This window comes from Mycolicibacterium sp. Y3 (assembly GCF_051188035.1).
Classification (GTDB): Bacteria; Actinomycetota; Actinomycetes; order Mycobacteriales; family Mycobacteriaceae; genus Mycobacterium; species Mycobacterium fluoranthenivorans.
The window spans coordinates 4748486-4774495 of the sequence record NZ_JAVQLT010000001.1 but is presented as its reverse complement, the minus strand read 5'-3'; the positions used below and the strand labels follow the sequence as shown (position 1 = coordinate 4774495).

Below are 26010 nucleotides of genomic sequence, written 5' to 3'. Positions count from 1 at the left end.
CAGTGCAAGAGGCGCAACGCACCCGCACCGGCCTGGCCATCCTGTGGCGCACCGTCACCCGTAACGCCCGCCTGCTGACCAGCGGGTCCCTGCTCATCTGCGGTCATCAGCTGTGTGAGGCCATGGTTCCGGTGCTCATCGGCGTGCTCATCGACCGCGCCGTGAAGCCCGGCGACGCCACGCAACTGCTGCTGTGGATCGGGGTACTCGCGGCGCTGTTCGTCGCACTGACCATCTGCTATCGGCTCGGCGCGCGGCACCTGATGCGGGCAATCGCCACCGAGGGACACCAACTGCGGGTCGACCTGGCCGCCCGGATCCTGCACCCGCAGCGACTGCGCACCACCCAGCGCACCGGTGAACTCCTGTCGATCGCCAGCACCGACGCCGACAACACCTCGTACCTGCTGGACTACATTCCCCGCATCGCCGGTGCGATCACCGCGATCGTGGTGTGCGCAACGGTATTGCTCACCATTGACATTCCGCTCGGCCTGGCCGTCCTGCTGGGTACGCCGGTCATCCTGTTCGTTCTGCACTTCGGCGGACCGGTGATCACCCGTCGGGTGGCCGACCAGCAGGAGCTCGCCGGTGAGGCCACCGCGATGTCGGCGGACCTGATCGCGGGGCTGCGGCCGTTGCGTGGGATCGGTGCCGAGCAGGCGGCCGCGCAGCGCTACCGCACGGTCAGTCGCGACGCGCTCGCGGCCAGTATCCGCGCGGCCCGCACCCAAGGTGTCTACCTCGGCTTCTCCACCGCGCTGAGTGCTCTGCTGGCGGTCGGGATCGCCGTGCTCGCAGGCTGGTTCGCGCTGCGTGGGGATATCACCGTCGGGCAACTGATCACCGTGATCGGGCTCGCGCAATTCCTGCTGGAGCCGTTCGGCACCATGGCCGAGGTACCCAGCTGGATCGCGGAGGCGCGAGCCTCGGCCGAACGTGTCGGCTGGATCGAGGATGCGCCGCTCACACTGTCGCCCGGCGGTGGCACGCTGGGCGCCGGCCCGCATGGAATCGTCCTGGACGGGGTGCGGTACGGCACCCTGGAGGAAATCACGCTGTCCGTCGAGCCGGGCCAATTGGTCGGGGTGGTGACCACCCGGGCCAGTGACGCCGACGCGATTGTCGGAGTGCTGTCCGGTCAATTGGCGCGCGAGGACTACTCCGGAGAGATCCGCCTCGGCGGCAGAGCGCTGGAAGAGCTCGATCTCGCCGAAGCCCGGCGGGTCCTGTTGGTCGAACCGCACAAAGCCGACCTGTTCACCGGATCACTGCGCACCAACCTGGTTGTCGATGGCGCGGGTGCGCCGAGGCTGGAGAAGGCGCTGCAGGCGTCCAGCGCGGTCGATGTGATCGATGTGCACCACGACGGGCTCGATCACCGCGTCACCGAGCGCGGTTCCAGCCTGTCCGGCGGTCAGCGCCAGCGGCTCACCTTGGCACGCGCGCTGCTGCAGGCGGCGCCCGTGCTGGTGTTGCACGAACCCACCACGGCAGTCGACGCGGTGACGGAAAGTGCGGTGGCCCAGGGCATCGCCGAGTTGCGGCATGGCCCGGAGACGGGCGATTTCACCACCGTCATCGTGACGAGCAGTCCGGCCCTGCTGGCGGTGGCCGATCGTGTGGTGCTGGTCGACGGTGGGCGAGTGGTCGTCGAGGGGACCCACGAGACGCTGCTGGACCGCCCCGACTACACCTCGGCGGTGCTGCGATGAGTCGTTCTGGCGAGGAGCTCCAGGAGCAGCTGACCGAATCCGAGAACAAGCAGATCCTCTCCGTCGCGACCGGCCGCGAGACCTGGATCTGGCTGCGCCGTGAATTGCGTTCCCGCACCGCCGCATTGAGTGCCACCCTCCTGGTCGGCATTCTGGCGGCCGCGGCCACCGTACTCCCGGTCTACGTACTCGGGGTACTCGTCGACCGGATCATCGACGGATCGCCGTCGTCGGTCATCACCGTCGCACTGGTACTCGGAGCTGCCGCACTGGTGGGCGGTGCCGCCACCGGATGGTCGAACTATCTGATCGGCCGGCTCGGTGCGGTCATGCTCGCCGATCTGCGGGAAACCGGAGTGAACCGCGCGCTGGCCCTGCCGAGCACGACTGTGGAACGAGTCGGGCGGGGCGACCTGCTGTCCCGGGTGAGCACGGATGTGGCGACCATCGCCAAAGCCGTGACGGACGTGTTCCCGACGATGTTCTCCGCGCTCATGCTGGCAGCGCTGACCTTGGTGTCGATGCTGGGCCTGGACTGGCGTCTCGCTCTGGCCGGTGCGGTCTCCATCCCGTTCTACCTGCTGGCGCTGCGCTGGTATCTGCCGCGCTCCGCGCCACGATACGCCCAGGAGCGCAGGGTGATCGCGGAGCGATCGCAGGTGTTGATGGAGAGCATGCTGGGCGCTCCCACTGTGCACGCCTACCACGCCCACACCGTCCATCAGGACGGTATCGAGGATGCCTCGGCCCGGGTCCGGGATATCTCGATCGGCGTATTCACGTTCTTCACCCGGTTCGTGGGACGGATCAATCGCGCCGAGTTCATCGGTCTTTCGGTGATCCTGGTGGCCGGCTACTGGCTGGTGCAGCACGGTTCGGTCACCGTCGGACAGACCACCGCGGCGGCCCTGCTGTTCCACCGGCTCTTCGGACCGATCAGCATGCTGTTGTTCACCGTCGACGAGGCCCAGGACGCGGGGGCCAGTCTGGCCCGGCTGGTCGGCCTGGTGAGCATCCCGCAACCGCCGGCTGTCGAGCATCCGAGCCGTGCACCGCGAGATACCGCGCTGGATCTGACAGATCTCGAATTCAGCTATGACGGTCAGCATCCGGTCCTGCACGGCGTGACCGTGCGAGTGGAGCCCGGGCAGCGGGTGGCGCTGGTCGGATCGACCGGTGCCGGCAAGTCGACCGTCGCCGGCATCGCCGCGGGAGTGCTCACCCCGCAACACGGCAGCGTGCGCATCGGCGGCACCCCGCTGGCCGACCTCACCCCCGAGCAGCGGCGCAAACATGTCGCGATCATCAGCCAGGACGTGCATGTGTTCGCGGGCACGCTGGCCGACGACCTTCGGCTGGCCAAGCCCGACGCCACCGACGCCGAAGTGCTTGCGGCACTGGATACGGTCGGCGCCGGGGACTGGGTCGCCGCGCTCGAAGACGGTGTGCAGACGGTGGTGGGCGAGGGTGGGTATGAGCTGACCTCGGCCCAGGCACAACAACTGGCGCTGGCACGGCTGCTGCTTCTCGATCCGGCGGTCGCCATCCTGGACGAGGCCACCGCCGAGGCGGGCAGCCTGGGCGCTCGCGACCTGGAACGCGCCGCGGCAGCCGTCACCGAGGGGCGCACCACACTCGTCGTCGCCCACCGTCTCACGCAGGCGGCCACCGCCGATCGGATCGTGGTGATGGCGCACGGCGACATCATCGAAGAGGGGACCCACGCCGAGCTGATCTCGGCGCAGGGTCGGTACGCCCAGCTGTGGCGTGCCTGGGCGGCGCATCACACGTATGCGGAGAGGACGGACGCGTGACCACGATCCCGGGTATCGACGACGGACTGACCCCCGATGACCGCCTGGACCTGTTGCGGCAGTGGAACAACGACACCTGGCCGGCGGCCACCACCACCGTGCCCGAGCTGTTCGCCCAACAGGCGCGTCTGACCCCGGATGCACTGGCCGTAGTGGCCGGTGACACCAGGCTGACGTATCGCGGCCTCGCGCTGCGCGCCTACCAGCTGGCCCATCGCCTTCGCGCCGTCGGCGTGACGCACGAGCAGGTGGTCGCGATCGCGGTCCCGCGCTCGCCCGAGATGGTGGTCGCAGTGGTCGCGACCCTCGCCGCCGGCGGTGCGTTCGTGCCCGTCGATCCCCAGTGGCCCGCCGAGCGCCGCAGTCAGGTGCTGGCAGACACGAAGGCCGCGGCGGTACTCGTCGCGCCCGGCGACGGGCGCGACGACGACCCCCATCCGATCGAACTCGACCTGGACAACTGGGCTTTCGAAGACCAGCCCGCCATCGCTCCGGTCCTGGACATCGATGACAGCCAACTGGCGTACGTCATCTTCACCTCGGGGTCGACCGGCAAGCCCAAGGGCGCGATGATCCGGCACGAAGCCATCTGCGAACGCCTCAACTGGCAGGCGCAGGAGATCTTGGGCTTCGGGCCCGGCGACGCGTCCCTGTTCAAAGCGCCACTGTCCTTTGATATCTCGATCAACGAAGTGCTGCTGCCGCTGGTGTCCGGAGGCTACGTGGTGGTGGCCGACCCGGGCGGGGAACGGGATCCGCAGTACCTGCTCGATCTGATCGCCACCGAGAAGGTGACGTTTGTCTACCTGGTGTCCTCGATGCTCGATGTGCTGCTCGAGCTCGCCGACGGGACCACCCTGCTGTCCGGCCTCAAGCATGTCTGGTGCGGCGGTGAGGTGCTGACCCCGGCGCTGTTCGACCGCTTCCGGTCCCAGCTGTCCACGACGCTCTACCACGGTTACGGTCCCGCCGAGGCGACCATCGGTGTCTCCCATGTCATCTACCGCGACAGCGCCGAACGTATCGAGACCTCGATCGGACGGCCCAATCCGCACACCCAGCTCTACGTCCTCGACGACGACCTGCACCCGGTCCCGGTCGGGGAGGGTGGCGAACTCTACGCGGCGGGCTTCCTGCTGGGCCGCGGCTATGTCAACGCTCCCGGACTCACCGGTGCCCGGTTCATCGCGAACCCGTTCGCGCAGGACGGATCCCGCATGTACCGCACCGGCGACCTCGCGAGGTGGACCGCCGATGGCGTGCTCGAGTTCTTGGGCCGCGTCGACAACCAGGTCAAGATCCGCGGGATGCGAGTCGAGCTCGAGGAAATCGAGGTCATCCTTGCCGCCCACCCGCAGGTGCGCCACGCCGCGGTGATTCTGCGTAAAACTCCCGCCGGCGGCGCACAGCTCACCGGCTACGCCCTGTCCACCACGGGTGCCGATCCCGACGAGTTGCGGGCCTGGTGCGCACAGAAGCTGCCTGAGCACATGGTGCCGAACTCGGTCGTGGTCCTCGACGAATTCCCGGTGACCGCCAACGGGAAGATCGACCGGCGGGCGCTGCCCGAACCGGCTCTCGCCGCACCCGGCGCCGACGCACCGGTGACCGACCCACGCGTGCAGGCGATCTGCGATATCTACGCCGAACTTCTCGGCGTGCCGTCCGTCGGAGCCGATACCGACTTCTTCGCCCTCGGCGGCGACAGCATCGCCGCCATGGGACTGGTCAGCCGAGCCCGCCGGATGGGATTGCGCGTACGGCCGCGCGATGTCCTCACCCTGCGTACCCCGGCCGAACTCGTCGCCGCGGTCACCGATATCGCGGGACCCGCCGCGACACCGCTGGATGGCACCGGTGAGATCGAGCCAACCCCGATCCTGGCCTGGCTGGACGAAATCGGCAACGGCACAGACGGTTTCTTCCAGTCCGTCACCCTGCACACCCCGGTGGGGCTCACCCTGCCCACGTTGACCGCGATGCTCGACGCCCTGCTGGACTGCCACGACCTGTTGCGGGCACGGCTCGGCGCCGGCGCGGGACTGACGGTGCCACCGGCTGGGGCGGTGACCGCGGCGGAGTTGCTCACCCGTGTCGACGGATCCGCCGATAACGTGACCGAACGTGACCGTGCCGTCGCGCGGTTGGCTCCCGCGGCGGGCCGCATGTTGCAAGCGGTGTGGCTGGACGCCGGCGCGGGCCGTCCCGGCCGGCTGCTCCTGGTGGTCCATCACACGGTGATCGACGGGGTGTCCCTGCGGGTACTCGCCGAGGATCTGGAGTCGGCATGGTCGGACGTCACCGCCGGCCGCCCGATCACCATGGCCACACCCGACACCACCTTCCGGACGTGGGCGACCGAGCTGCGGGCCGCGTGCGCGCGGGGCGAGTTCGCCGCCGACGAGCAGTACTGGCTGCGAGTCGTGGCGGTCGACGATCCGCAGCTGGGCAGCCGTCCGCTGGACCCGGCCGTCGATACCGTAGCCACCGAGGCCAGGCTCACGGTGCGGCTGGACGAGGACGTCACCGCGCGGCTGCTCGGTCCGGTGCCCGCCGCGATCCGGGGCGGGGTCAACGATGCACTCGTCGCTGCACTGGCCGCCGCGGTGGCGCACTGGCGGGGCGGCACCGGTGGTGTGCTCCTCGAACTCGAGGGACACGGCCGGGAGACCGACCACCTCGGCACCGCAGGTGATCATCTCGACCTGTCCCGCACCGTGGGCTGGTTCACCACCTTGTTCCCCGTCCACGTTCACCCCGGTCCCGCAGGCTGGGCCGACCTGATGACGGGCGGACCGGCGCTCGGCGCCGCGGTCAAGACCGTCAAGGACCAACTGCGTGCCGTACCGCGCAACGGACTGAGTTACGGTGCGCTGCGCCACCTTTCCGGGCGCTCGGACCTTGCCGTCGCCCCGCAGATCCTGTTCAACTACCTCGGCCGGTTCACCGGTGCCGGGGAGCTGCCTTGGGCCCCGGCCGATACCGGCCACGACGCGGCGATCGGCGAGGACCGCGACCCGCGCATGCCGCTGCCGCGTGCCCTCGAGATCAATGCGATCGCGGTGGCGGCCGGCGACGGTGTGTGTCTGGAAGCCACCTTCAGCTGGCCTGCCGGTGTGCTCGACCGCGACCATGTCTCGCGGCTCGCGCGGTTGTGGACCGACGCGTTGACCGCCATCGCACACAGCTCCCACGTCGCCGGTCCCACACCGTCGGACTTTCCGCTGGTGACGCTCACCCAGGCCGACGTCGATGCGCTACCGGCGCCCGTGGTCGACGTGCTACCGCTGTCACCGCTGCAGGCCGGCATCTACTTCCACTCGACCTATGCCGACGCCGATCCCTATGTGGTGCAACAGATCATCTCCTATACCGGGCCGGTGGACCCGGTCCGGATGCGCCACGCCGCCGACGCCGTGATCGCGCGGCACCCGAACCTCGGCGCGGCCTTCCGCCCGCTGGCCGACGGCAGCCTGGTGGCCGTTCTCGGTGCCGCGCCCGCCGTGCGATGGAACTACCACGACCTGAGTGTGCCGGCGGGTGCGGACACCCGAACCCGCATCGACGAGATCGCCGAACAACAGCGCACCGAACCCTTCGACCTCGCCGCACCACCGCTCATGCGGTACACCCTGGTCCGCCTGGCGGCCGATCGGCACGTACTCATCCAGACGGTGCACCACATCATCGCCGACGGCTGGTCGGTACCGATCGTGCTGCGGGAACTGGCTGCCCTGCACGACAATCCCGATACCCACGCCCTGCCGGCGCCGGCCCGCTACCGCGACCACCTGGACTGGCTGCACCGCAGCGCGTCAGTCCCGTCGCAAGCCGCGTGGCGCGCCGCGCTCGACGGTATCGACGAACCGACCCGCCTTGCCGACGCACTGCCGCCGCATGACCGCGGCGACACCGGATTCGGCAAGGTGAGCGCCGACATTCCGGCCGAGATCGCCGACGGGATCGCGGACTGGGCCACCGGACACGGCGTCACCGTCAGCGCGGTACTCGGCGCGGCCTGGGGTATCACCGTCGGCCGGCTGACCGGCCGCACCGATGTGGTCCACGGCAGCACCGTCTCCGGTCGCGGCAGTGACGTTCCCGGCATCGACGATATGGTCGGCCTGCTGATCAACACGGTGCCCGCGCGTACCGGCTGGACACCGTCGGACACCCTCGCGGACGTGGTGCAGCGCCACGCTCAGGCACAGGCCGCCCTGTTCGAGCACCACCACGTGGCCCTGGCCGACATCCAGCACGCCGTCGGGGTGTCAGAACTCTTCGACACCCTGGTGGTCATCGAGAACTATCCCGCCGCCGACAACCACACCGCCGCGATCCACGTGACCGGCATGGAAGTCATTGAGGCGCCGCACTATCCGCTGACCCTGATGCTGAAGCCGGGGAGGGATCTGCACGTCGCGCTGACCCATGACCGTGCGGTGCTCGACACGGCGACCGCCGAGCAGGTGCTCGCCCTCTTCCGTCGGACGCTGGCGGCTGTCATCACCGAGGGCGACACGACCCGGTGCAACGACATCGACGTGCTCGACCCGGCCGATCGCGATGAGGTGCTGCGCGCAGGCGCCGGTGCGCCCGCGCGTACCGGGACGGTTCCGGAACTCTTCGACAACCAGGTCCGCCGTACCCCCACCGCCGTCGCCGTCAGCGACACCGGCACGCGGCTGACCTACCGCGATCTCGACGACCGATCGGCCGCCCTGGCCGGGGCCCTGGTGGCTGCGGGCGTGCGACGCGGTGACCTCGTCGCCGTGGCCACCAGCCGGACCACGTCGATGGCCACCGCCCTGCTCGCCGTGTTACGAAGCGGCGCAGCCTATCTGCCCATCGACCCCGGGTATCCGTCGGCGCGGATCACCTACGTGCTCGACGACGCGCAACCCAAGGTCGTGCTCACCGACGGCACGACACTGCCCGACCACGGACTCCCGGTGGTCAGCACCGACGCCGCGGGCCGGCCATGGCGCGACACCGTCCTCGATCCGGATGACGCCGCATCGGTGGTCTACACCTCCGGCAGTACCGGGCGCCCGAAAGGTGTCGTCGGCACCCACGGTGCACTGACCAACCGGCTGTCGTGGGCCAGGACGGCGTGGTCCCGCGACCGCGACGATGTGCGCATCGCCAAGAGTTCCATGAGCTTCATCGACGGCACCACCGAGTTGCTCGGCGCACTGGTCGCCGGAGCCACCACGGTCGTCGCCGATGACGCCACCGCCAAGGACGGTGCCGCGCTGGCCGGACTGGTCGACGACGTCGCTGCCACCCAACTGCTGGTGGTACCCAGTCTGGGCTCGGCGATGGCCGAGGTCGCGAGCAACAAGTTCGGGACGGTGGCACGCTGGATCTGCAGCGGTGAACCACTGGACGCGGCCACTGTCGCTGCACTGCAACAGGTGTCGCCAGAAGCCGAGATCGTCAACTCCTACGGTTCCTCCGAGGTCACCGGCGACGTGCTCGCCGGAGCGGTGACCGGAGCCGTCACGCTCGGCCGGCCGGTCCCGGGCTGCCGGATCTACCTGCTCGGACCGGACCTGTCGCCGGTGCCGCCCGGCGCCGTCGGCGAAATCTATGTGGGCGGAGCGCAGGTGGCCCGCGGGTACCTCGGTCAGCATGCCAACACCGCCGCCCGGTTTGTCGCCGACCCGTTCAGCGCCGGCGGTGAGCGCCTCTACCGCACCGGCGATCTGGCGCGCTGGACGCCGGAGCGCACGGTCGAGTATCTCGGCCGCGCCGACAATCAGGTCAAGGTCAACGGGTTCCGCGTCGAACTCGGCGAGATCGAGACCGCACTGGCCGGGCTGCCCGATATCGCCGAGGCGGTGGTCACCGCCCGCCGGCAACGTCTGGACGGGTATGTGGTCGCCCGCGCAGGATGCCAACCCGACCCGGAAACCGTCCGGGCCGCACTCGCCGGCGTCCTGCCGGCCCACATGATTCCGGCCACCGTCACGGTGCTCGACGCGATCCCGTTGCTGCCCAATGGGAAACGGGACCGCTCGGCGTTGCCTGAGCCCGCGCGCACCGTTTCCCGCACGGCGCCGCGCACCGCCCAAGAGGAACTGATCTGCGCGACCTTCGCCGAAGTACTGGGCACCGAGGACGCCGGAATAGACGAGGATTTCTTCGCACTGGGCGGAGACAGTCTGCTGGCGCTACGCGTGGTCAACAGGCTGGCCGGGGCCGGACTGACGCTGGCCACCAGCGAGCTGTTCCGGCTGCGCACCGCACGCGCGCTGGCCACCGCGCTGGGCGCGGAAGCCCCTGCCATCGCTGCGGTGACACCGCAAGCATGGCACGGACTTTCCGAGGACGAGTTGGCCCTGCTGACCGCGTCGAGCCCCGTCGAGGTGGCCGAGGTGTGGCCACTCTCGCCGCTGCAGGAAGGCGTGTACTACCAGTGCACCTACACCGACGACGTCAACACCTACCTGGCACAGAATGTCTTCGACTTCGACCATCGGCTCGACGTCGACGCCCTGCGGGTCGCGTTCGGGGCCCTGCTGACCCGTCACGACAACCTGCGTGCCGGATTCACCAGCGATGACCTGCCTCGGCCCGTGCAATACGTGGGACGGTTCGTACCCGCCGCGGTCGCCGAGGTGGACCTGTCGAACCTGACCGCCGATGCCGCCGAAGCTCAGCTCGCCGTGGTGATGCGCACCGACAGCGAAACCCCCTTCGATCTGCGGATGCCACCGCTGGTGCGTCTCACCGTCATCCGGCTGCCCGACCGCGGTGACCGGCTGCTGTTGACCTGTCATTTCCTGCTGTGGGACGGCTGGTCGCGTGAGCTGGTCCTGCGCGAGCTGTTCGCGCTGTACAACTCCGGCGGTCTGCGCGGCGCGCTGCCCGCGGGTACCGCCACCTACGCCGACTACCTGCGGTGGGTGAGCGCGCAGGATCGCGCCGTCTCGGCACGGGCGTGGTCGGAGGCGCTGGCCGGTCTCGACCAGCCGACCCTGGTCGCCCCGCCGGAGGGCACCGGTGCCGAACCGGTGATGCCGCAGCGGGTCTACGGCGAACTGTCCGCGGAGCTCACCGCACTGCTCGACCAGCACGCCCGTCGCACACAGACCACGGCGAACACCGTGCTCACCACCGCACTGGGCATCGTGCTGGGCTATGAGACCGGAAGCACCGACGTCGTCTTCGGCACGACGGTGGCCGGGCGCCCACCGGTGCTGCCCGGTATCGAACACGTGATCGGACAGTTCCTCAACACCGTCCCGGTCCGGGTGGACATGGCGCCGACGTCGACGGTGACCGAACTGCTGCGTGCCGTGGAGGATTTCCGGCTCGACCTGATGGCCCACGACTACCTCGGCCTCGGCGATATCACCCGCGCCACGGGCCAGCAGCAGCTCTTCGACAGCCTCTATGTGCTGCAGAATTTCCTGGACGACGACACCTTCACCGAGTTCGAACGTGAGCAGGGCATCGTCGGCGTCGACTTCGTCGACACCACGCACTACCCGTTGACCTGGGTGCTCACCCCGGGGGAACGGTTGCGTATCAAGCTGGAGTACCGGCCCGATGTGATCGATGCCGACACCGCGGCGGCGATGGTCGCCCGGCTCTGCCGCGCGGTGGAATTGCTCTTGACTCAGCCGGACTCCCAGGTCGGGTCGCTCGACCTGACGCTGGCCACCGAACACGAAACCCTGGTGAGGCAGTGGGACAGTGTCGAACACGAGATCGGCGGGGAGACCATCGCCGATCTGCTGGCCGACCGCGCCGCGTCGTGCCCTCAGGACATCGCGCTGGTCTTCGGCGCCCAGCGCCTGACCTATGCCGAACTCGACGAGCGGATCAACCGGCTGGCACGGCTGTTGATCGCGCACGGCGCCCGCCCTGAACGGGTGGTGGCACTGGCATTGCCCCGCTCGGTGGACATGGTGGTGGCGCTGTTCGCGGTCCTGCGTACCGGGGCGGCCTATCTGCCGCTGGAGCGCGACTATCCGCTGGCCCGACTCACCGGGATGCTCGACGACGCGCGCCCGGTGCTGCTGGTGTGCCCGGAATCGAGCACTGAACTCGCCGCGCACCAGACCCGCCTCGGCGGCGCCGTCGTGAGCCCGAACAGCGCAGCGGTGGTCCACGCACTGTCACAGACATCTGCAACTGCCCTGTCCGACAGTGAACTCGGTGCCTTCGTGGGAGCGCGGCGGCTGGAGTATCCGGCCTACGTCATCTTCACCTCGGGCTCTACTGGACGCCCCAAGGGCGTGGTGACGCCTTACCGCGGCCTGACCAACATGCAGCTGAACCACCGGTCCGAGATCTTCGCACCGGCGATCGCCAAGGCCGGTGGCCGGCGGCTACGCGTCGCGCACACGGTGTCGTTCTCCTTCGACATGTCGTGGGAGGAACTGCTGTGGCTCGTCGAGGGGCACGAGGTGCACATCTGCGATGAGGAGTTGCGCCGCGATGCCACCGCGCTGGTGGCGTACTGCCACCAGCATCGGATCGACGTCATCAACGTCACCCCGAGCTATGCGCACCACCTCTTCGAAGAAGGCCTGCTGGAGGGGGACGGCCACGCGCCGACCCTGGTGCTGTTGGGTGGCGAAGCGGTGTCCGAGGAGGTGTGGAACCGCCTGCGGGACCGGCCGGACAGCACCGGTTACAACTTGTACGGCCCCACCGAGTACACGATCAACACCCTGGGCGGCGGCACCGACGACAGCGTCACCCCGACCGTGGGCCGGCCCATCTGGAACACCCGTGCCTATGTCCTGGACGCGTGGCTGCGCCCGGTACGCGACGGTGTGATCGGCGAGTTGTACATCGCCGGTGCGGGTTTGGCGCGGGGCTACCTGAACCGGGCCGGTCTGACCGCCGACCGCTTCGTCGCCGACCCGAACCTCCCGGGCGGCCGGATGTACCGCACGGGCGACCTGGTGGCCCGGCGCGCCGACGGCAGCGGGATCCTGGACTTCTTCGGCCGCAGCGACGATCAGGTGAAGATCCGCGGATACCGGGTGGAACTCGGCGAGGTGGCCGCGGCGCTGCAGACCCTGCCCGGGATCCGGCATGCCGTGGTGATCGCCCGACCAGCGGGCTCCACCAAACAGCTAGTCGGTTATGTGGTGCCCGAAACCGATTCGGAGCCAGGCGAACTGGCCGCCGAGCTGCGCGCGGCACTGGCCCGGACGCTGCCCGACTACATGGTGCCCGCGCTGTATGGCGTGCTGGACACCGTCCCGCTCACCGTCAACGGCAAGCTCGACACCAAGGCACTACCCGAACCCGTCACCCCGGCAGCCGGTGCTGCGCGTGCCCCGCGTGACGGGCGCGAAGTCCTGTTGGCCGGCATCTTCGCCGACGTCCTCGGGCTCCCCGAGGTCGGTATCGACGACGACTTCTTCACCCTCGGCGGGGACAGCATCTCGTCCATCGCGGTGTCCGGGAAGGCCCGCAAGGCCGGCCTGGCGCTCACCCCGCGGGACATCTTCCGGCGCCGCACGGTATCCGCATTGGCCGCATCCGTCACCGAGACCACCCCCGCCGCCGTCGTCGCCGACAGCGGCGTGGGGCTGATCTCGGCGACGCCGATGCTCGCCGAAACCGCACAGTCCGGCACACCGCTGGACAATTTCCACCAATCGATGGTGTTGGCCACCCCGGCCGGAATCACCGGCGAGCAAATCGAACTCGTGCTCGGTACGGTGCTCGGGGCGCACGACATGCTGGGCGCCCGGCTGGACCGAACCGGCGACGGCTGGACCCTCACCGTGCCCGAGCGAGTGCTGCCGGCCGTGGTGACCCGCCGGACCGGTGCACTCACGGCAGCCGATATCGATGCCGTCGTGACCGCCGCGGCCGCCGAACTCGACTCCGCCGCCGCCACGATGGTGCGGGCGATCTGGTACCCGGGCACCGGGAATGGCCAGGGCCAACTGCTGCTCGTCATCCACCACCTGGTGATCGACGGAGTGTCCTGGCGCATCCTCACCGAGGACCTGACCCGTGCCTGGTCGGACGTGACGGCCGGGCGTACCCCGGTCGCAGAGGACGTTCCGACCTCCTTCCGTACCTGGTCTGAAAACCTCTGTGCCGCAACGTTCACCGACGAGGTCGAGTACTGGAACCGGGTGCTGGCCACCCCGGATCCCGATCTGGGCCACCGCCCCCTCGACCCGGCCGTGGATATCGCGGAAACGGTGACCAGCCATACCGTCTCGCTGCCCGCGCAGATCAGCGCGGCACTGCTGACCAGTGTGCCCGCCGCCATGTACGGCGGTGTCAACGATGTACTGCTGACCGGTCTGGGTCTGGCCGTGGCCCAGTGGCGCGCCGACCGCGGCCACGGCGACACCACGGCCACCGTGCTGAGCCTGGAGGGGCACGGCCGCGAGTCCGATCTCGTGCCGGGCCAGCTGGACCTGTCCCGCACCGTCGGCTGGTTCACCTCCATCTACCCGGTGGCGGTCGACCCCGGCGCGGTGTCCTGGGCGGACGTGCTGGCCGCCGGTGCACCGCTGGCGGCGGCGGCCAGGGCCGTCAAAGAACAGCTGCGCGCGGTACCCCATCGCGGCTTGGGCTACGGCGTGCTGCGCTATCTCGACCCGTCGGCACCGATCAGCGGTGCCGCACCCCAGATCCTGTTCAACTACCTCGGCCGCTTCGCCGGGGGAGCGGGCCGGGACTGGGAGCCCGTCGACGAGATCGGTGCGTTGCGCGAGGGCGTCGATGACACCAATCCGGCGATGCCCCTGGAGATCAACGCCATGGCCGAGGATCGGGCCGACGGCACGGTGCTGACCATGACCCTGTCCTGGCCCGCCGGGTTGATCGACCCCGCAGACGTCCACGAACTGGCCGATATGTGGTCGCAAGCGTTGGACGCCCTGACCCGTTGTGCGGCTCTGCGCGGGCACACCCCGTCTGACTTCGGCCTGATCAGCGTCAGCCAGGACGACCTGGACGACTGGGCGCAGCTCGGCGAGATCGAGGACGTCCTCCCGCTGCTGCCGCTGCAGGAGGGCATGTACTTCCACAGCGCCTTCGTCGATGCGGCCTCGGGCGACACGGACACCTACCGCGTGCAGCAGATCGCCGAGATCAGCGGACCCGTCGATGTGGAGACGCTGCGCGCCGGCGTGATCGCGACCGTGCGGCGCCACCAGGCACTGCGCGCCACATTCCGCGAGATGCGGGACGGCCGGATCGCGCAGGTCATCTGGACGGATGCCGCGGTCGAGTTCACCGCCACCCGCGGTGAGGTGACTCGTATCGCCGAACAGCAGCTGGCGCGGCCCTTCGTGCTGTCGGACGCGCCGCTGGTGCGCTACACCCTGGTATCGCTCAGCGATACCGAGCACCGGCTGATTCAGACGATGCACCACATCGTCGCCGACGGCTGGTCCTACCCGGTGATCTTCGGCGATATCGTCGCCCACTACAACGCGGGCCTCGGCGCGGCCACCGGATTGCCCCCGGTGATCGCCACGCTGCGCGACCACGTCGAGGCGGTCACCGCCGGGGGACAGCACCACGCGGCCGCCCGCGCGGCCTGGTCGTCGGCGCTCGCCGGGGCCGAGTCCACCATCGTGTTCACCGCCGACCGGGCCACCATCGGCGCACACCGCAGTGTCGTGCGCCGATTGTCACCGGAACTGACCGCCGCGCTCACCGCCACCGCCCGGGAGCGAGGTGTCACCGCGAGCACCGTGCTGCACGGTGCGTGGGGCCTGCTACTCGGCCGGCTGCTGGACCGCAACCAGGTGGTCTTCGGATCCACGGTGTCCGGTCGCGGGGGAGAACTGGCCGGAACCGATTCCCTTGTCGGACTGCTCATCAACACCTTGCCGGTGCCGATGAGCTGGCAGCACGACACCCCGATCGGCACCGTCATGGCACAGCTGCAGGAGCAGCAGAGCGCCCTGCTCGACGCCCAACAGCTGGGGCTGGCCGAACTTGCCAGGCTGGCCGGAGTACGCGAATTCTTCGACACCATGGTGGTGGTCGAGAACTTCCCGACCACCGCCACCGGCACGCCCGACGATCCGCGGGCGCTGACCTTCCACCGGTTCACCGGCACCGACGCCCCGCACTATCCGCTGTCCTTCGTGGCCTATCTCGACGAGCGACTGGGCATCGAGATCAAATACGACGCCGACGTGGTGACCGAGGCGCAGGCAGCGCGGTACGCCGAACGCGTCGAACACCTCCTGGCCGCCTTCACCGAGGACCCCGACGCCCCGGTCTCCACCGTGGACCTGCGCACCGAGGCCGAACGCGCCAGGGTCGCCGCCGACGTGGCCCGTTCCGGTCCGGACCGCACCCTCGTCGACACTTTCGCCGAGGTGGTGCGCCGAGCGCCGGACGCCATCGCCGTCAGTTGCGGTTCCGAGCGGCTCACCTACGCCGACCTCGACGCGCGATCCTCGGCCGTCGCCGCGGCCCTGGGCGAGGCCGGCGTCGCCCCGGAATCCCGTGTCGCCATCGCACTTCCACGCTCGGTCGACCTGATCGTCGGTCTGCTCGCGGTACTCAAAGCGGGCGGCGCCTACGTCCCGTTGGACATCGACTCACCGGCCGCGCGACTTCAGCACATCGTCACCGACTCCGCTCCGGTGTGCGTGCTCACGGATGTGCCCGACCGGGTGCCCACCGGATCGGCCCGGACGGTGCTGCTCGCCGACGCCGCCCGCCACACCGGACCGGCCCCGCGCACCCGGGTCGACGCCGACCATCCCGCCTACCTCATCTACACCTCCGGTTCCACCGGTGTGCCCAAAGGCGTGGCCGTCGCGCACCGTCAGGTGGCCGCGCTGTTCGATGGGGCCGCTACGCTGTTCGACTTCGGCCCGTCGGACGTGTGGACCATGTTCCACTCCGCGGCCTTCGATTTCTCGGTATGGGAACTGTGGGGCGCGTTGCTGCACGGCGGGCGGCTGGTGATCGTCGAGCAGGCCGTGGCCCGGGACCCGGACCGCTTCGTGGACCTGCTGACCGACGAGGGCGTGACGGTCCTCAATCAGACGCCATCGGCGTTCTACCCCCTGATCGAGGCCGACCGGCGTCGCCGGCCGGCGTTGTCGCTGCGCTATGTGATCTTCGGTGGGGAAGCCCTGGACACCTCCCGACTGTCGGGTTGGTATGACCGGCATCCCAGCGATGCACCGCGGCTGGTCAACATGTACGGCATCACCGAGACCTGCGTGCACGTCTCGTTCCGGCCGCTGTCCGCGACCGATGCGGGTGCGCCCCAGAGTGTGATCGGCGGGCCCATTCCCGGCCTGCAGATCCATCTGCTGGATGGTGCCCTGCAGCCGGTACCCACCGGTGTGATCGGCGAAATGTACATCGCCGGTGGGCAATTGGCCCGCGGCTACGCCGGCCGGCCCGGGCTGACCGCGACGCGTTTCGTGGCCAACCCGTTCGGTGGCGAGCGGCTGTACCGCAGCGGCGACACCGCGATGTGGACCGAAGCCGGTGAACTGGTCTACATCGGACGCTCTGACCAGCAGGTCAAGGTGCGTGGCTACCGCATCGAACTGGGGGAGGTGGAATCCGCGTTGGCGGCCCTGCCCGGGATCACCAACGCGGCGGCCGCCGTGCACACCGATGCGGCCGGCCGGGCCCGGCTGCTCGGATACCTGGTGGGCCCCGCCGAGATCGACATCGCCGCCGCGCGTGACGAACTCGCCACCCGGCTGCCCGGATACATGGTGCCCTCGGCGCTGATCGCTCTCGATGCCCTGCCGCTGACGGTCAACGGGAAACTGGACCGCGCCGCGCTGCCGGCGCCATCCGAACCGGCACAGCAGGACGCGCCGGTCCCGGCCGCCGACGGCACCGCCGCGGTGCTCGCGGCACTGTGCACCGAGATCCTGGGCACCGCCGTCGGTGTCGACGATGATTTCTTCCGCATGGGCGGTGACAGCATCGTCGCCATCCAGTTGGTGAACCGCGCACGCCGGCAGGGGGTGCGGATCACGCCCCAGCAGGTGTTCACCGCGCGCACGCCGGCCGGCCTCGCCGAGGCAGCCGGAGCGCGGGCGCCGCAGCCCGCGGGATCCGACGATGCGGGGCCCGACCTCGGCGAGGTCATGCTGACCCCGATCGTGCAACGGCTTGCCGAGCTCGGCGGCACCGTATCGCGGTTCAATCAGAGTGAACTGGTGCGTACACCCGCCGGCGCCACCCACCGGCAACTCGAAACGGTGGTCAACGCCCTGGTGTCCCGCCACGACGCGCTGCGGCTGCGTCTGCACCGCCCGGCGCCGATGCTGTGGTCGCTGGAAACCATGGCGGGCCAACCCGTTCCGGTTCGGCATGTGGACGCCACGGCATACGGGGACGAGGAGCTGCGTGGACTGCTCGGCGCGGAGTCCGACGCCGCGGCCGACCGATTGGACCCTGACACCGGCGTCGTGGTGCAGGCCGTCTGGTTCGATCTCGGCGCCGATCGCCAGGGCCGGCTGCTGCTGGTGGCCCACCACCTTGCCGTCGACGCGGTGTCGTGGCGCATCCTCATCGACGATCTCGGCGAATGCTGGAATCAGATTCAGCACGGCAGTCCGATCGTTCTCGATCCGGTGCCGACCTCGCTGCGTACCTACGCCCGGGCGGTCAACGAGAACGCCCAGCAGGCAGCCCGATTGGCCGAGTTCGAACACTGGACCGCCACCCTGGCACCCGGCGGCGAACTCGACCCGCAGGCCGGCACGGTGGCGCTCAGCGTCGGGTCGACCCGCGATCACGAGATCCGGCTGACCGCCGCCGAGTCGCTGCCGCTGGTGACGACCGTGCCCGCCGCGGCGAACGCGGATGTCAACGAAACCCTGATCGCGGCCCTGCACATCGCGGTGCAACGCTGGCGTGGGACGGCTGCGCCCCTGGTGCTCGACCTGGAGCGACACGGCCGCGACGGATGGAGCGAAGAACTCGACCTGTCCCGCACGGTCGGATGGTTCACCGCGATCGCGCCGGTCAGGCTGGAACCTGTCGACGGCGCGACGCTCCTCGACGTCCTCAAGGACGTCAAGGAACGACTCCGCGCCGTCCCCGGCCACGGGCTGGGCTTCGGCCAGCTGCGCTACTGCAACCCGCGCACCTCGGCGGTGCTGAGCCGGCTGGCCACACCGCAGGTGTTGTTCAACTACCTCGGTCGGTGGGCGTCGGAGTCCGACGGTGACTGGGCTTCGGCGCCTGAGGTCGATGCCCTGCGCGTCTCGCCAAACCCCGATCTGGGCACGCCGTACCTGCTGGAGATCAACGTCACCTGCGATGAGACGCGGGACGGACCGCGGCTGCGCGCCACGCTGACCTATCCGGACGGTGAGTTCGACGAAGGTGTGGTCACCGACTTGGCCGACCACTGGGTCGCGGTACTGCGCGAGTTCGCCGAAAGTACGACCGGCACCGCGGGAGCGCTGACACCCTCGGATCTGCCCCTGGTCGACCTGACCCAGCAGCAGATCGACCGGATCACCGAAAGCACGGCGGTGCAGACGATCTGGCCGCTGTCGCCGTTGCAGGAGGGCGTCTATTTCCAGGCGCGCTACTCCGATGCCGCGGTGTACATCGTGCAGAACGTGTTCGATTTCGCCGATCCGGTGGACACCGCCGCCCTGGGCATCGCGTTCGCCGCCGTGATGCGCCGCAACCCGGTGCTGCGATCGGGATTCCGGGCTGATGACCTGGCGCAACCGGTGGCCGTCATCGCCGAAAGCCCGCTCTGTGAACCGGAAGTCATCGATCTGTCGGCCTTGACCGCTGCGCAGGCGCAGGACCGGATCGAGGAGATCACCGCCGCGGACCGGCTGCGTACCTTCGACATCGCCGAGCCGCCGCTGGCCCGGTTCACCGTCGTCCGCACGGCGGGCATCGACCGGCTGATCTTCAGCTACCACTTCCTGCTGCTGGACGGCTGGTCGCGCGAGCAGCTGCTGCGCGAACTGTTCGCCGAGTACGCGGCCGCCAAACACGGTGCGCCGTCGCCGCATCTGCCCGAGCCGGTGGCACAGTTCACCGACTACCTCAGATGGCTGTCCGGACAGGATCGCGACGAGTCCGGCAGGCAGTGGGCACGCGCCCTGGCCGGTCTGCCGGCGCCCACCCTGCTGGTTCCCGACGCGGTCGGTACCGCGCCCACACTGGCGCTGCGGCTGGACTTCTTCCTCACCGAGGAGCAGACCGCCCGGCTCACCCAGACCGCGCGGGACTGCGGTGTCACGCTCAACGCGCTCATCAGTACCGCGCTCGCGTTGGTCCTGGCCTACGAGACCGGTGCCGAGGACGTAGTCTTCGGTTCCACCGTGGCCGGGCGGCCCACCGATATCGACGGGATCGATACGGTGATCGGGCTTTTCCTCAACACCGTGCCGACCCGGGTGCGGCTGCGGCCGCAGACGACGATCGCCGACGCCATGCGTGCGGTGCAGACCGACCGCCTGCAGTTGATGGATCACGAGTACCTCGGGCTGGGAGACATCCAGCGCGCGGCCGGGATTCAAGGCGCCCTGTTCGACAGCCTCTACGTGCTGCAGAACTTCCTGGACGACGACACCTTCACCGATATGGAGGCCGAGTACGGCATCGTCGGTCACGACTCCGTCGACGCCTCGCACTATCCGTTGACCTGGGTGGCCTCACCCGGGCGCCGGTTGTGGATGAAGCTGGAGTACCGGCCCGACGTGGTGGACCGCGCGCACGCGCAGCGTCTGCTGGACCGGCTGCGGCAGGTCCTGATTCACCTGGAACCCGAGGACACCCTGGCCGCAGCGGATCTGGTTCTCCCGCAGGAGTCCGGTGCCCTTAGCGCCCGCGGCGACGCGACTCGGCACCGCCTGCCCGCGACGACGGTGGTGGACCTGCTGGCCGAGCGCAGCGACGCCGCGAGCGATCTCACCGCCTTGGTCTGCGGTGCCGAGAGCATCGACTACCGACAGCTCGACGCCCGGCTGAACCGGATGGCCGGATTGCTCCGGGCCCGCGGGATCGGACCGGATACCACGGTCGCGCTGGCCATCCCGCGATCCATCACCGCCGTGGTGGCGCTGTTCGCGGTGTTGCGGTCCGGTGCGGCCTACCTGCCGCTGGAGCTGGACTATCCGGACGACCGGCTGGCCGTCATGCTCGCCGACGGTGCGCCGGCCTGTGTCGTGACCACCCGCGAGGTGGCCGGCCGGATCGGCGCGGTCGCCCCGGCGACCTGCCCGGTGCTCATCCTCGACGACGCCGACACCGCCGCCGAACTCGCTGCGACACCACCGGTGTGGGACGGTCACCGGCCGGGCCTGGACGATCCCGCCTACGTCATCTACACCTCCGGTTCCACCGGTAAACCGAAGGGTGTGCTCACCCCGCACCGCGGGCTGACCAATATGCACCTGAACCACCGCGAGGCCATCTTCGCGCCCGCCATCGCCAGGGCCGGCGGGCGGCGCCTGCGCATCGCCCACACCGTGTCGTTCTCCTTCGACATGTCGTGGGAGGAGCTGCTGTGGCTGATCGAGGGCCACGAGGTGCACATCTGCGATGAGGAGTTACGCCGCGACGCCTCGGCATTGGTGGCCTACTGCCACCAGCATCGGATCGACGTCATCAACGTCACCCCGACCTATGCGCAGCTGCTCTTCGAACAGGGCCTGCTCGAAGGGGCCGGCGGGCACGCACCCGTGCTGGTACTGCTCGGCGGTGAGGCTGTCTCGGCCACCGTGTGGAACCGGTTGCGCGACAGCGACACCAGCTACGGCTACAACCTGTACGGCCCCACCGAATACACCATCAACACCCTCGGCGGCGGTACCGACGACAGTGCGACCCCCACGGTCGGCACGCCGATCTGGAACACCCGCGGCTACATCCTGGACGCCTGGCTGCGGCCGGTGCCGGACGGGACGCCGGGTGAGTTGTACATCGCCGGGGCCGGGCTGGCCCGCGGGTACCTGCGGCAGCCGGCCCTGAGCGCGAGCAGATTCGTCGCCAACCCGTTCCTGGTCGCCGGGGACGAGGACGCCCGGATGTACCGGACCGGTGACCTGGTGGTCCGCCGTGCCGACGGCAACCTGGACTTCCTGGGCCGCACCGACGATCAGGTCAAGATCCGCGGCTACCGGGTGGAACTCGGGGATATCGAGGCCGCGCTCACCGCGCACCCGGAGGTCACGCAGGCCGCCGTCATCGCGCGGCCCGACCCGAACACCTCCGGCTCACACCGGTTGATCGGCTATCTCGTCTCGGCCGCCGGTCATGATCCGGACCTGATCCGACGGGTGCGCAGCCACCTCAAGGCCGGGCTGCCCGGTTTTATGGTGCCTTCGGCGATGGCAGTGCTCGACGCCCTGCCGATGACCGACAACGGCAAGCTCGACACCCGCGCCCTGCCCGAGGTCGAGCATCAGCGGGCCGCGAGCCGACCGCCGCAGACGGCGACGGAGGAGACGTTGTGCGCGCTGTATGCCGAGGTGCTGGGCCTCGACCGGGTGGGCGCCGATGACGACTTCTTCGACCTGGGCGGACATTCTCTGGTCAGCATCCGGCTGATCAACCGGGTGCGCGCGGCCCTCGGCGTCGAGATGTCCCTCCGGGATGTCTTCGACGCACCCACCGTCGCCGAACTCGCGGTACTTCTGGACGGCCGGCCCCGAGTGATCCCACGTCCCGACCTGACCGCGATGCCACGGCCCGAACGGATTCCGGCGTCACCGGCTCAGCAGCGGCTGCTCATGCTGGACAGGCTCGGTGGGACCACCGAAAAAGGTTCTGTCGCCTACAACTACCCGCTGACCTTCCGCGTGGAGGGGGAGTTGCGGCTCGACGCCCTCGACGACGCGCTGGCCGATGTGCTGGCCCGCCACGAGTCGCTGCGCACCGCGTTCACCGAACACGACGGGCGTTACTTCCAGCACATCCTGGCGGCCGGCACGCGGGCACCCCTCGAGGTGATCGATTGTGCGGCAACCACCATTGACGATCGAATCGCCGCTGCGGTGGCACGCCCATTCGACCTGAGCGCCGAAATCCCGCTGCGGGTCACCGTGCTGCGAACCGGACCGCAGGACCACACCGTGGTGGTGCTGCTGCACCACATCGCCACCGACGAATGGTCCGACGGCCCGTTCATCGCGGACCTCAACCGCGCCTACGCCGCCAGGCGCAGCGGCGCCCCCACCCCGCTGCCCGACCTGCCGGTGCAGTACGCCGATTACACGTTGTGGCAGCGGGAACTGCTGGAGCTGGTCTGCCCCCGGCAGCGCGAGTTCTGGCGCGCCACGCTCAGCGGCGCACCCGATGAGCTGACCCTGCCGACCGATCGACCCCGGCCGGTACACCCCAGCGGGGCCGGCGGTGTCACGTACTACGACATTCCGGTGGAAACCGCTGCGGCGCTGCGCAATCTGGCGGCACGGCATCAGGTCAGCCCGCTGATGGTGCTCCACGCCGGTGTCGCCGCGCTGCTGCACCGCCTCGGTGCCGGCGAGGATATCGTCGTCGGCACACCGGTGGCCGGCCGTGACGAAGCCGCACTGAATGAGGTGATCGGTTTCTTCGTGAACACGTTGGTGCTGCGGGCCGATATCTCGGGCAATCCGACCTTCGAGGAGCTGCTGGCCCGGGTCCGCACCGCCGATCTGGCCGCCTTCGCGCATCAGGAGCTGCCCTTCGACCAGCTCGTCGAACTGCTCAATCCGCCTCGGGTTGCGGGCCGGAACCCGTTGTTCAACGTGTTCGTCGGATACCATCTGCGCGACAGTGGCAGCACCGATATGTTCGGGCTGCCGACCCGCTGGAGCGAACCGGACGTGGCGGCCGCCATGTTCGATCTCGGGTTCACCCTGATCGACGACCGGGCCGACGGCGGCGCCACGATCATGGCCGAATACAGCGCGGACCTGTTCGACGCCTCGTCGGTCCGCACCCTGGCGGGCCGACTGGTCGCCGCCCTCGGACATTTCGCGCAGGACACCGGTCTTGCGGTGGGCGCGGTCGATCTGCTCGACGACGACGAACGCGCAACGGTGGCGGCCCGGAACGCCACCGACCGCGCGCTCGCCCAGATCGGGCTGGGCGGATTGGTGTCCCGGCAGGCCGCAGTGACCCCCGATGCCGTCGCCGTTCGGTTCGAGGGTGAGGACCTGAGCTACGCGGAGCTGGATGCCTGGTCGGACCGCTTGGCCGCCACCCTGGATGTGGGGGCGGACAGTATCGTCGGGGTGTCACTGCCACGGTCGGTGGAACTGATCGTCGCCTTGGTGGCGGTGGCCAAGTCGGGTGCGTCCTATCTGGCGCTGGATCCGGACTACCCGCCGGATCGGTTGCAGTACATGGTCGCGGATGCGAAGCCTGCCGTCGTGCTCGCCAACCCCGCGGTGATCCGTCTCGTGCGCACCGAACCGGCGCGCCCGCCGCTACCCGAGATCGACCCGGCGACATGGGCGTACGTGCTCTACACGTCCGGGTCCACGGGTCGGCCCAAGGGCGTGGCCGTCACGCATGCCGGCATCGTGAACCGGATCGCCTGGCTGCAGGACGCCTATGCGCTCACGGATCAGGATCGGATGCTGGTGAAGACACCGATCAGCTTCGACACCTCGGTGTGGGAGGTGTTCTGGCCGCTCAGCGTGGGCGCCACGCTGGTGATCGCCAGGCCCGGCGGCCATCGGGACCCCGCTTACCTTGCGGAAACCATTGTCGCCCAACGTGTCACGGCGGTCGACTTCGTACCGTCGATGCTCGAGCTGTTCCTGGACGAGCCGCGCTCGGCGCAGTGCCGGTCACTGACCCGGGTGACGGTCGGTGGCGAGGCGCTCACCGATGACCTGGCCGCCCGGTTCGGCGCCGCCCTGGGGGTGCCGCTGCACAATCTCTACGGTCCGACGGAGGCGGCCGTCGACGTCCTGGGCTGGACCGCGGACGGTGGCCCGGTGGCCCTTGGCGTTCCCGGCTGGAATGTGCGCGCCTACGTACTCGACGGCTACCTCAACCCGGTCCCGGACGGCGCGCCGGGAGAGCTGTACCTGGCCGGTGTGCAGTTGGCGGACGGGTATCTGCACCGCCCCGGCCTGACCGCACAACGCTTCGTCGCCGACCCGTTCGGCACCGGCGCTCGGCTGTACCGCACCGGTGACGTGGTGCGCTGGCGCGGCGACGGCCAGCTCGAGTATCTGGGCCGCAGCGACGATCAGATCAAGCTGCGCGGGGTACGCATCGAACCCGCCGAGATCGAGACGGTGCTGGCCGCTCATCCCGGGGTGGCCTCGGCGCGGGTGGTGGTTCGCCACGACCGGCTGGTGGCGTACTACCTGCGGGCCGCCATGTCGACCCCGGACGCGCTGCGCGAACACGCCGCGGCGGCCCTGCCGATCCACATGGTGCCCTCGGCATTCGTGGAACTGACCGAGTTCCCGTTGACCCCCAGCGGCAAGCTGGACCGCAATGCGCTGCCGGATCCGCAGATCACCGCGGGCACCGGACGGCCGCCGCAGACACCGGAACAACACCGGCTCTGCGCACTGTTCGCCGATGTCCTCGGCATTGAGGTCGCCGACATCGACGATGACTTCTTCGCGCTCGGCGGGCATTCGCTGCTCCTGGTGCGTCTGGCGGCGGCGATCCGGCGCGAGTTCGGCGTCGACGTTGCGGTGGCGGACCTGATGGTGAGCCCGACCGTGGCCGATATCGCGCCTCTGCTGCGCGGCGACGCGGACCGTGGCTCGGCCGGCCTGGCGGCGGTGCTACCCCTGCGCGCGAACGGATCAGAGCCACCGCTGTTCTGTGTGCATCCGGCCAGCGGTCTGAGCTGGCAGTTCGTCGGACTGAAACGATATGTGCCGGAAAGCATTCCCCTCTACGGACTGCAGTCTCCACTGTTCTCCACCGGCCGGCTGCCCGGCACCATCGCCGAACTCGCGAGTGATTACGCAGATTCGGTGGAGCGGGTGGCGCCGAACGGGCCGGTCCGGTTGCTCGGCTGGTCGTTCGGCGGTTCGATGGCGCTCCTGATCGCCGGCGAGCTGCACCGCCGGGGCCGCGAGGTCGGCTTCGTCGGCATGCTCGATGCGCGTACCGACGTCACCCCGGACACCGCCTTCGATGCCGACGCCGTGTTGGGCAGCCTGCTGCGTGAGATGGGCTTCGCCGTCCCACCCGGTATGCGGCTGACCGTGGCCGATGCGGTGACGCTGGTGCGCGGGAGCGGTGATGCCGTCGCGATGCTCGACGACACCCGGATCGCGCAGGTGATCGAGAACTACGTCGCCGCAGAGCGTTTCACTGCCGGAGCCGACTACGGCCGGTTCGACGGCGACGTGTTCTTCGTGGACGCCGCCATCCTGGAGATGGACTTGCACGGCGTCGCGTCACACGGCTGGCGAGCGCACGTCGGTGGCCAGTTGGAGGTGGTGTCGCTGAACTGCCGGCATTCCGAGCTGATGGACGCCGACACCCTGGAACATCTCGGTCCACTCATCGCGGCGCGACTGCACGGCGATCGGGACGTGTGA

General features: G+C 69.4%; 3 protein-coding genes. All 3 read left to right on the top strand.

Annotated elements, in window-relative coordinates:
• Nucleotides 1-2 precede the first annotated feature (2 nt).
• From QN239_RS23205 to QN239_RS23195, 3 genes are read left to right on the top strand one after another with little or no spacing between them, the layout of a single operon-like run.
• Nucleotides 3-1715: an ABC transporter ATP-binding protein gene (locus QN239_RS23205; RefSeq protein ID WP_499013995.1), complete on the top strand. Its 1713-nt coding sequence runs from the start codon at nucleotides 3-5 to the stop codon at nucleotides 1713-1715.
• A complete protein-coding gene (locus QN239_RS23200) occupies nucleotides 1712-3529 on the top strand; it encodes an ABC transporter ATP-binding protein (RefSeq protein WP_499013993.1) in 1818 nt (605 codons plus the stop codon). Before QN239_RS23205 ends, QN239_RS23200 begins: the two co-directional genes overlap by 4 nt.
• Entirely contained in the window at nucleotides 3526-26010 is a 22485-nt protein-coding gene (locus QN239_RS23195) for a non-ribosomal peptide synthase/polyketide synthase (RefSeq protein ID WP_499013990.1), read from the top strand. Before QN239_RS23200 ends, QN239_RS23195 begins: the two co-directional genes overlap by 4 nt.